Origin of the sequence: Kitasatospora sp. NPDC001547 (assembly GCF_042894165.1) — a bacterium.
Taxonomy (GTDB): Bacteria; Actinomycetota; Actinomycetes; order Streptomycetales; family Streptomycetaceae; genus Kitasatospora.
Window position 1 is genome coordinate 246,684 of the sequence record NZ_JBIAVL010000002.1, and the last position, 9,897, is coordinate 256,580.

The window sequence follows — 9,897 nt, forward strand, 5'->3', positions numbered from 1 at the left end:
GTGGCGAAGCCACCCGGATGTCGGGCTTGCTTGGAGTGCACTCCAACTCGGTAGCGTCGTCCACGTCGCACAGGACAGGGGGAAGACGAGCGATGGCCGCACCCGCACGCATCGAGATCGACCGGCGCAGCTGCACCGAGGTGTTCAGCCGCCCGACCGGCGACCCGGACCGGACGCCGAGGCACACCATCAGCGAGGTCGCCGCGGCGAGCGGGCTGACCGCCCACACCCTGCGCTGGTACGAGCGGATCGGCCTGCTGGACCCGGTCGACCGGGCGGCGGGCGGCCAGCGCCGCTACTGCGACGCCGACCTGCACCGGCTGGCCTTCCTGGGCCGGCTGCGGCTGACCGGCATGTCGGTGGCGGACATGCTCAGGTACGTGGACATGGCCCGCCAGGGCGAGCGGACCTACCCGGAGCGGCAGCAGCTCCTGGAGGCCCAGCGCGAGGAGGTCCGGCAGCGGATCGTGGACCTCCAGGCCACCCTCGCCGTCCTCGACCACAAGATCGACCTCTACGCCGGGAAGGTCGCCGACCTCACCGGCGCCCCGGTCCAACACCGGAACATCCATGGAGAGGAAGCGCAGAGCGCATGACTCAGACCGTCCTTCCCACCGTCGAACTCGGCACCGGGGGCCCGCTGGTGGGCGTCCAGGGCCTCGGCTGCATGGGCATGAGCGAGTTCTACGGCCCCACCGACGCCGACGAGGCGCTCGCCACCCTGGACGCCGCGCTGGAGACCGGCGTCACCCTCTTCGACACCGCCGACATGTACGGCTCCGGCCACAACGAGGAGCTGATCGGCCCCTTCGTCCGGGCCAACCGGGACAAGGTGGTGCTCGCCACCAAGTTCGCCATCGTGCGCTCGGCGGAGGACAACTCCGTCCGCGGCATCAGCAACGACCCGGCGTACATCCGCACCGCGGTGGACGCCTCGCTGCGCCGCCTGGGCGTGGACGTGATCGACCTGTACTACATGCACCGCCGCGACCCGGCCGTGCCGCTGGCCGACTCGGTCGGCGCCATGGCCGAGCTGGTGGAGGCCGGCAAGGTGCGTCACCTCGGCCTGTCCGAGGTGACGGGTGCCGAGCTGCGCGAGGCGCACGCGATCCACCCGATCGCCGCGCTCCAGTCCGAGTGGTCGGTGTTCGCCCGCGACGTCGAGCGCACGGCGGTGCCGGCCGCGGCGGAGCTGGGCGTCGCCTTCGTGCCGTACTCGCCGCTCGGGCGGGGCTTCCTGACCGGCGCCTTCCAGGACGCCAAGGAGCTCTCGGCGGACGACTACCGCCGCAACCACCCGCGCTTCACCGGTGACAACGCGGCCGCCAACGGCGAGCTGCTCGACCCGCTGCGGCGGATCGCGGCGGCCCACGGCGTGACGCTCGCCCAGGTCGCGCTGGCCTGGGTGCACCAGCGGGCCGAGGTGCACGGGCTGGCCGTCGTGCCGATCCCGGGCACCCGCAAGCGCGGCCGGCTCGCCGAGAACACCGCGGCGGCGACGCTGCGGCTGACCGCCGAGGAGCTGGCGCTGCTGGAGCCGGTGGCCGGCCGGGTGGCGGGGAGCCGCTACGCGGACATGAGCTCCACCTCGGCGGCGCGCGAGTAGCGGGCACCGGCGGCCCGGGGGCGGTGGCTCCCCCCCGGGGCCGTCCGGCGGGGTCAGACCGACCGGCCCATCCAGGCGGCCAGCCGGGCGTGCACGTCGGCGTCCTCGGCGACCGGCCGGACGTCGCCGAACGGGCCGCCCGGCGGCCGCTGCCCGTCCGGCAGCACGGACTGCGCGATGCCCAGCGCGGTCCGCGACAGGTCGTCGTCCAGCGCGAAGCCGCCGCCGAGCGCGGTGGCGATGTCCCAGGAGTGGGTCACCAGTTCCATCAGGTAGCCGCCCACCGCGATCGCGCCGGGCACCTCGCCCCAGGGGGCGACGGTCGGGCGGCCGAGCTTGGCGTCGTCCGCCCAGGCGGCCGTCACCCGGGCGCGGGCCCGGCCCAGCGCGGCCGGCCAGCCCTCGTCCGAGGGGTCCTCGACGGCGGCCACGACGTCCCCGGCGCGCCCGCCCTCGCCCATGTACGCGAACCGGTGCATGCCGCCGACCACGTGGTTCAGCAGCTGACGCAGGGTGAACTCGGTGCAGGGGGTGGGCCGGTCGAGGTCGGCCGGGGTGACGGTGGCGAACAGCTTCTCCAGCTGGTCGAGGGCGGCCTGGTACTGCGGTCGGGCATCCTGGACGGCGGTCATGGCGCTCAACTCCCTGGTGTCGGGTGGTTTTTCGGGCTCGGAACGCAATCTCCCAGCGAAACCTGACAACTACCGTCAGGATTACTGGGATTATTGGGACATGAAGGCAGACCGCCTGCTCTCGATCCTCCTGCTGCTCCAGACCCGCGGCCGGGTGCCCGCCACCGAACTCGCCGAGCGGCTGGAGGTGTCCGTCCGCACCATCTACCGCGACGTCGAGTCGCTCTCCGCCGCCGGGGTGCCGGTGTTCACCGAGCGCGGGCGGCACGGCGGCATCGGTCTGCTGCCCGGCTACCGGACCGACGTCACCGGGCTGACCGCGGACGAGGCCAGGGCGCTGTTCGTGCTCTCCGCCCAGGGGGCGCACAGCGACCTCGGGCTGGACGGCGCGCTCGGCTCGGCGCTGCGCAAGGTGATGGCGGCGCTGCCGGCCCCGCACCGGCCGGCCGCGGAGCGGACCAGCGAACGGATCCTGGTCGACCCGGCCCGCTGGATGCAGACGCCCGGCGCGGCCGGCTCCGCCGCCGGGCCGGACCTGGGCGAGCTGCAGTACGCCGTCTTCGCCGACCGGCGGCTGCGGCTGCGCTACCGGCACAGCGGCACGCCCGCGCCGGTGGAGTACACCGTCGACCCGTACGGGCTGGTGAGCAAGGCCGCGGTCTGGTACCTGGTGGCCGACCTGCACGGTGAGCCGCGGCTGTTCCGGGCCGACCGGGTGCTGGCCGCCGAGACCACCGAGGAGTCGGTGCGCCGCCGGGCCGGGGTCGGGCTCGGCGACGTCTGGGCGGTGCTGCGCGAGCAGGTGGAGCGGCTGCCGGTGGACGTGCCGGTGCGGGTGCGGGTCCGGCGCGGACGGCTGGACATGTTCCTGCGCATCCACGGCGGCCGGGTCACCGCGCCGCCGCCGGAACCGGGTGCCGGGCCGGTCGAGGAGTGGGCCGAGGTGACGATGGTCTTCCCGGCGCCGGCGGCCGTCCGGTCGCTGCTGGCCTTCGGCGCGGACGTCGAGGTGCTGGCCCCGCCGGCCGCCCGGCGCGAGCTGGTCCGGGCGGCGGCGGACGCGCTGCGGCTGTACCAGGACCAGTCGGGCTAGCCCGGTCCGTCCAGTCCAGTCCGGTCGGGTCGGATCGGCCCGGCTCAGGAGTCGGGAGCGGCCCGGACCACGTCCTGGTAGTGGCCGAGGGAGATCGCCGCGAAGTTGCGCAGGCTGTCGGTGCCCGCGGCGAAGTAGCCGTTGTGGCCGGCCGCGCGGGCCGAGGAGATCTGCTCGGAGCCGAAGCCGCCCGCCGTCGGGTCGGCGCCGTGGCCGAGCCCGCCGACCTCCAGGAACGGCACGTTGCCGATCCAGTCGCTGGGGTTGCGGGTGGCCCAGACGTGCACGCCGGCGCCCAGCTCGGTGGTGCTCTGCACGCCCATGCCGGGGCTGCCGAAGACCACCAGGTCGGTGATGCCGGAGGTGTCGGACGGCGAGGCGGCCGCGCGCGGGATGTCCGGGGCGGCGGTGCCGCAGACCACCGAGCCGTAGGAGTGGCAGAGCAGCGACGGCGGCGCGTCGGGGCGGGTGGTCTCCTTCAGCCCGGCGAGCAGCCGCTCCAGCCGGGGGGCGGCGACGTCGGCGAGCCGGGAGGTGGCGGCGTCCGGGCCGAGGCCGGAGGGGGTGACGTAGCCGGTCCAGGAGATCACGGCGGTCCGGGTGCCGGGGGCCTGGCGGCGCTCCTCGGCGTGGAGGGCACGGGCCATGCCGGCCGGGGAGCGCAGCGGCTCGACCGCCTGGTCGTGGTGGCCGAGGTCGGCGTCCGAGCCGGGGACGAGCACCGAGATCCGCTCGGCGTCGGCGAGGTCGCCCCACACCTCGGTGACCAGGCCGCGGCCGCGCGGGTCGAAGGCCAGGACCTGCCGGTCGGGGGCGAGCAGGTGCTCGACGTCGTTGGCGCGGGAGACGGCCAGGGCGCGGGTGTCGGCGTCCAGTCGGTGGTCGGCGGCGCGGGCCCGGGCCCGGTCGCGCTCGGCGGCCAGGGCGAGCTTGTTGGCGCGGTAGCGCAGGTCCAGCGGGGCGCCGTCGTAGTTGCCGACGACCAGCGGGTACGCCTGGATCAGCCGGTCCAGTTCGGTGGGCGCGAGCGAGGCGAAGAACGCCGCGGCGGCGGCCGGGGTGGTGGTGGCCGGGTCGGGCAGGGAGCGGCCGAAGGAGTGGTCCTCGACCCAGGCGGTGCTGCCGGCCGGAGGCGTGGAGATCGCCAGCTGTTCGGAGGAGACCGCGGCCGCGGCGGCGGAGGCTCCGGCGTCGGCGAGCACCGCGCAACCGGCGAACGCCCCGACCAGTACCCGCTTCCAGCGCCGACGGTTGCGCACCGCACCAACTCCCTTGGGCCCGTCACCGTTTCGCGGGCGGTGCCCGGAGGGTGCGATAAACCTGTTGACTTCCCTGCGCAAGCCTAGGGGGCCCGAAGGGGTGGCGGGAACGCCTAAACTGTGGGATGGATCACATGAACCGGGGGTGTCCTTGCGACGTCTCCCAGTGGTTCGGGCGGTGGTCCGCACCCACCCCGGTGCGACCGGACCGGCGGGTCGCACTCAGGCGTCGAATTCGCGGACCAGGCGCTTCGGCGCCGTCCGCCGCCAGGCCTCGGTGACCAGGTCGCCCAGCTCGTCCCGGTCCACCCGGTCCAGCCGGACGCTCACCCAGCCGTGCCGTCCGACGTACGGGGCGGAGGAGAACACCTCGGGTTCGGAGGCGAGCAGTTCGGCCTGGTCCTCGGGGGAGGCCTTGACGGTGACGCGGTCCCCGTCGGGCGCGCCCATCGCGAAGATCCGGCCGCGGACCCGCAGCGTCTCGATGTCCCAGGTCGGCTCCTGGGCGGCCTCCGGCAGGGCCAGCGCCATCGCACGGAACTCGTCGAACGTCACCATGGCGGCAGGGTAGAGCAGGGCACCGACACCGCGCCCCCGGCGCGCTGCGGGACGCACCGGGGACGGGTGGCGACGGCCGAGGGGGCGCGGACCGATCGGCCCACGCCCCCTCGGAGCGGTCACGCCCGGCGGATCGTCACACCACGCCCAGCGCGTACGCCGCGAACAGCGCCGCCCCGGCCCCGGCCAGCGCCTTGCCGCCCCGGGAGAAGGCCGTCCACGGGCCGTCGAACCGGCGGGTGAACCAGCCGATCGCCACCAGCACGGCGCCGAACAGCGGCAGCAGCGCCAGCCGGGCGGCCACCCAGCCGAGCGAGTCCGGCGCGGTGGTCAGCCCCGGGACGGCGCCCAGGGCCGCTGCGCCGGGCACGGCGACCGCGAGCATCGCGCTCTGGTGCCAGCAGAAGATCGTCATCGCCGACAGGTTGACCACCACGACCGGCAGCCAGAGCAGCGGACGGCGGGTCAGCAGCCGGCCCAGCCGCTCCCGCAGCAGCACCGCGGCGCCGCACTGGAACGCGGCCAGGGCGAGCACCAGCAGGGACGGCGGGTGCGAGTTAATCCGGGCGGCCCCGGGCACGCCGACCATGCTGGCCGGGTAGTGGAAGACCAGCAGCAGCGTGGCGAACAGCGCGCCGCCGCCGAGCAGCAGCACCCGGGCCGCCGGGCGGCCGAGCCGGCCCTGCGCCCAGAGCACGCCCAGCTGGTACCCGAACAGCCAGCCCGGCAGGATGTTCAGCAGCGCGACCCAGGACGGCACCGCCCCGGCCCACGGCCCGTAGCGCAGCAGGTCGACGGCGGCGACCGAGGCCACCAGCAGGCCCGCCGACCAGCCGCCCAGCCGGCGCCCGGCGGCCACGCAGAGCGGGGTGAGCGCGGTCAGCCCCAGGTAGACGCCGATGTACCAGAGCGGCTGCACCACCAGGGTGGCGCCGGTGCGCAGGGTGTCCGCGGGGACGCCGAGCGCGGGCAGCAGCGGGACCAGCGCCGCCCAGACGGCCGTCACGCCGAGCACCGGGCGCAGCAGCCGGACCGTACGGGCCCGCAGCCAGCCGCCGTAGGTGACGCCCCTGGCCCGGGCCCGCTCCAGCGAGCGGACCGAGGAGTGACCGCCGACCAGGAAGAACACCCCGAGCATCTGCAGCACCCAGCTGAGCGGGGCGAAGAAGCCGAGGGTGGAGAGCGGGCTGGCGTTGTGCAGGACGCCGTCGGGGGTGCGGGTGAAGCCGCCGAGCATCCAGTGGCCGACCGGAACGGCGAGCAGGGCGAGGGCGCGCAGCCCGTCCAGGGCGCGGTCGCGGTCGGCCGGGGTCTTGGCGTCGACCGCGGCGGCGGCGCGGCGCAGGGCGGTGAGCGGCCGGGGGGTGCGGGGCTCCGTGGTGCGGGCCCGGGTGGGGCGGGACCGGGTGGTGAGGGTGCTGGCCATGGTGGTGCTCCTTCCGGTGCGGGCGGTCAGGCGCGGCCGAGCGCGACGGCGGCGTAGGCGGCGAGGGAGGCGGTGCCGGGGGCGAAGTAGCCGTTGTGGCCGTGGGATCCGGTGGCGGGCAGCGGGCGGGCGCCGAAGCCGGCGGCGGTCGGGTCGGCGCCGTGGCCGAGGCCGAACAGCCGGACGTTGGGCACGTCGCCGATCCAGTCGGAGCCGTTGCGGGCGGTGGCCCAGAGCGGGACGCCCGGGTCGAGGTCGGCGGCCGAGCCGACGCCCATGCCGGGCGAGCCGAGCACCACCACGCCGGAGGCCTGCGCGGGGGTGGGGCGGGCCAGGCCGCAGACCACCGAGCCGTAGCTGTGGCAGAACAGGGTGGGCGGGGCCTGCGGGCGGGTGGTGACGGCGAGTCCGTCGAGCAGCCGGGTGAGGCGGGGGGCACCGGCCCGGGCCAGGTCCTCGGTGGCGGCGTCCGGGCCGACGCCGAGCGGGGTGGTGTACCCGGCCCAGGCGATCACGGCGGTCTGCCGGTCGGTGGCGTCCAGGAGCGCGCGGGCCATCCCGGCGGGGGTGCCGTACGGGTTGGCGGTGCGGTCGAAGCGGAGCAGGTCGATGTCCGAGCCGGGGACGACCACGGCGGTGCGGCGGGCGGCGGCGAGGTCGCCGTACACCTCGGCGACCTGGCCGCGGCCGCGCGGGTCGAAGGCGAGGACCTGCCGGCCGCCGTCCAGCAGGGCGCGGTAGCGCTCGGCACGGGTGCGGGCGGCCTCGTGGTCCTGCGGGGTGAGGGCGGGGTCGGCGGCCCGGGCGAGTTCGCGGGTGCGCTCGGCGGTCAGGGCCAGGGCGTTGGCCCGGTAGCGCAGGGCGATCGGGGCGCCGTCCAGGTTGCCGACCACCAGCGGGTGGCGGACGGCCAGGGCGTCCTGCCGGCCCGGGCCCAACCCGGCGAAGAACGCGGCCACTCGGGCCGGCGCGGCGGTGGCCGGGTCGGGCAGCCGCAGGCCGAGCGAGGTGTCCGCCGCCCAGGCGGCGCTGCCGGGCGGCGGGCCGGTGACGGGGGTCTGGGTGTCGGCGGCCCAGCCGCCCGCGCCGAGCGCGACCCCCAGCGCCACCGCGGTGGCGGCGATCGCCCGCCTGACCCGAAACTTGCGCATGTCCCTGCTCCCCCTCGTCCGTTCGGCCGCCGACTCGGTTCGGCTTCCGACGAGGAGGAAGGTAGGAATGCGACGGCCCCGCGGACGTCACTCCGCGGGGCCAACTCCCGTGTGCTACCGGGGTATCAGGAGGATTTCCCCCGGTCGCGAGGGGGGTCGCCGGGGTGGGGGCAACCCCCCTACTGGCCGGGGGCCACCAGCCCGGACTCGTAGGCCAGGACCACCGCCTGGGCACGGTCGCGCAGGCCGAGCTTGGCGAGGATGCGCCCGATGTGGGTCTTGACGGTCTGCTCGGCGAGCACCAGTTCGGCGGCTATCTCCTGGTTGGACAGGCCGCGGGCGATCAGCTCCAGCACCTCGGTCTCGCGCGGCGTCAGGCCGTTGAGCCGCACCTTGGGGTCGCGGCGCCTGACCGGGCGGGTGCGGGCGAAGTCCTCGATCAGCCGGCGGGTCACCGAGGGGGCGAGCAGCGCCTCGCCGGCCGCGACCACCCGGACCGCGGCGATCAGGTCGGCCGGCGGGGCGTCCTTGAGCAGGAAGCCGCTGGCCCCGGCGCGCAGCGCCTCGTACACGTAGTCGTCCACGTCGAAGGTGGTCAGCATCAGCACCTTGGGCCGGTGGGCGCCGGGCACGGCCGGGTCGAGCAGCCGCCGGGCCGCCTCCAGGCCGTCCATGACGGGCATCCGGACGTCCATCAGCACCAGGTCCGGGTGGGTGCGTCCGTTGACCTCCAGGGCCTGGGCGCCGTCCGCCGCGTCCCCCACCACGTCGATGTCGCTCTGGGCGTTGAGCAGGGCCGCGAAGCCCGCGCGCACCATGGCCTGGTCGTCGACGATGATCACGCGGATGGTCATGCGGTGGTCTCCCGGGGGGTGTCTGGAGGGTCGAGGGGCAGGACGGCGGCCACCTTGAAGCCGCCGTCCGGCAGCGGGCCGGTGTCCAGCCTGCCATCGACCAGCCGGACGCGTTCCCGCATTCCGACCAGCCCCTGTCCGGTGCCCTCGACCGAGGCCTCCAGCGACTCGGTGCGCTCCGGGGGCGGCGCGTTGACCACCGTCACCAGCAGCGCCGGGCCGTCCGTGGTCAGCGACACCCAGGTCCGCGCGCCGGGGGCGTGCCGCACCACGTTGGCCAGCGCCTCCTGCACGATCCGGTAGGCGGACAGGCCGACGGCCTGCGGCACCAGGTCCGCCGTGCCCGGCTCCACCGTGAGTTCGGCCGGCACCCCGGCCCGGCCCACCGTCTCGACCAGCTGGGCGAGTTGGCCGACCCCGGGCTGGGGGGCCTTCTCCCCGCCGGACTCCTCGCTGCGCAGCACGCCGAGCAGTCGGCGCATCTCGGCCAGCGACTCGCGGGCGGTGCCGGCTATCGCGCTGAACTCCTCGGCGGCGTCGTCCGGCACCCCGGTGATCCGGTACGGCGCGCTGGCCGCCTGCACCGCGATGACCGACATGTGGTGCGCCACCACGTCGTGCAACTCCCGTGCGATCCGGGCGCGTTCCTCCAGCAGGGTACGCCGTTCGCGCTCGACCTCGCTGATGTGCTCCTGCTCGGTGAGCAGCCGGCGCGCCTCGGCGCGGTCCCGGACGGCCCAGCCGAGCAGCAGCGCGGCGCCGCTGAGCGCGATCAGCAGCATGGTGGTGCCGTCGCCGGAGCGGGGCAGGCCCAGCGTGGTGGTGAGCGCGGTGAGCGCGACGGTGGCCAGCCAGACGGAGACCAGGGTGGCCCGGCTCTCCCGCAGCGCCAGGGCGAACAGCAGGAAGATGTACGCGAGGATCATCGGCGCGTTCCACGGCCAGGTGCCACCGGCCATGTCGTAGCGAGCGGTGATGGCGGCGGTGGTGACCAGGGTGGCCGCGCTGATCCACCAGGCGGCCAGCGGCCGGGTGATGGCGAGCAGCAGCGGGACGGTCTGGGCGACGGTGAGCGCGCCGGCCACCGGCAGCACCAGGCCGAAGGTCTCGACCAGGACGGCGATCCCGGTGGGGATCAGCGAGGACAGCAGGGCGAGGGCGACGGCGTACGGCAGCCGGCGCAGCCAGGGCCGGGGCGACTCCCCGAGCAGCGGGGTGTGGCCGCCGCTCGGGGTGGTGAGGTGGTGTCGGAAGGCGCGCAGCAGGCGGCGGCCGTACGGGCGGAGGTCGGCGGCGGTGAGGTTCTTCATCGCGGGCC

At 75.7% G+C, this 9,897-nt stretch carries 10 protein-coding genes; 3 read left to right on the top strand and 7 right to left on the bottom strand.

Annotated elements, in window-relative coordinates; genetic code table 11:
* The first annotated feature begins 92 nt into the window (after positions 1-92).
* Complete coding sequence (locus tag ACFY0X_RS03845) at positions 93-596, top strand: MerR family transcriptional regulator (protein WP_387748441.1); 504 nt, start codon at positions 93-95, stop codon at positions 594-596.
* Complete coding sequence (locus tag ACFY0X_RS03850) at positions 593-1,606, top strand: aldo/keto reductase (RefSeq protein ID WP_387748443.1); 1,014 nt, start codon at positions 593-595, stop codon at positions 1,604-1,606. Before ACFY0X_RS03845 ends, ACFY0X_RS03850 begins: the two co-directional genes overlap by 4 nt.
* A 53-nt stretch (positions 1,607-1,659) precedes the next feature.
* Here the strand turns inward: ACFY0X_RS03850 and ACFY0X_RS03855 are convergent, their stop codons facing one another.
* Entirely contained in the window at positions 1,660-2,238 is a 579-nt protein-coding gene (locus ACFY0X_RS03855) for a TIGR03086 family metal-binding protein (RefSeq protein WP_387748445.1), read from the bottom strand.
* A gap of 100 nt (positions 2,239-2,338) precedes the next feature.
* Here ACFY0X_RS03855 and ACFY0X_RS03860 point away from each other — a divergent pair, with 100 nt between their 5' ends.
* Entirely contained in the window at positions 2,339-3,331 is a 993-nt protein-coding gene (locus tag ACFY0X_RS03860) for a helix-turn-helix transcriptional regulator (RefSeq protein WP_387748447.1), read from the top strand.
* Between the two features lie 44 nt (positions 3,332-3,375).
* Here ACFY0X_RS03860 and ACFY0X_RS03865 read toward each other — a convergent pair whose 3' ends face one another.
* The 6 genes from ACFY0X_RS03865 to ACFY0X_RS03890 all read right to left on the bottom strand — a co-directional run bounded on the left by ACFY0X_RS03865 (position 3,376) and on the right by ACFY0X_RS03890 (position 9,889).
* Positions 3,376-4,590, bottom strand: coding sequence for an alpha/beta hydrolase (locus ACFY0X_RS03865; protein ID WP_387748449.1), 1,215 nt, complete (start codon positions 4,588-4,590; stop codon positions 3,376-3,378).
* Positions 4,591-4,812: 222 nt separating this feature from the next.
* Positions 4,813-5,148, bottom strand: coding sequence for an MmcQ/YjbR family DNA-binding protein (locus ACFY0X_RS03870; protein WP_387748451.1), 336 nt, complete (start codon positions 5,146-5,148; stop codon positions 4,813-4,815).
* A 136-nt stretch (positions 5,149-5,284) separates the two neighbouring features.
* Entirely contained in the window at positions 5,285-6,574 is a 1,290-nt protein-coding gene (locus tag ACFY0X_RS03875; RefSeq protein ID WP_387748453.1) for an acyltransferase, read from the bottom strand.
* A gap of 26 nt (positions 6,575-6,600) precedes the next feature.
* Positions 6,601-7,725: an alpha/beta hydrolase gene (locus ACFY0X_RS03880; protein WP_387748455.1), complete on the bottom strand. Its 1,125-nt coding sequence runs from the start codon at positions 7,723-7,725 to the stop codon at positions 6,601-6,603.
* A 179-nt stretch (positions 7,726-7,904) separates the two neighbouring features.
* On the bottom strand, positions 7,905-8,579 hold the full coding sequence (locus ACFY0X_RS03885) for a response regulator (protein ID WP_387748457.1): 675 nt from the start codon (positions 8,577-8,579) through the stop codon (positions 7,905-7,907).
* On the bottom strand, positions 8,576-9,889 hold the full coding sequence (locus ACFY0X_RS03890; RefSeq protein ID WP_387748459.1) for a histidine kinase: 1,314 nt from the start codon (positions 9,887-9,889) through the stop codon (positions 8,576-8,578). The genes ACFY0X_RS03885 and ACFY0X_RS03890 overlap by 4 nt, the downstream gene beginning before the upstream one ends.
* Positions 9,890-9,897 lie beyond the last annotated feature (8 nt).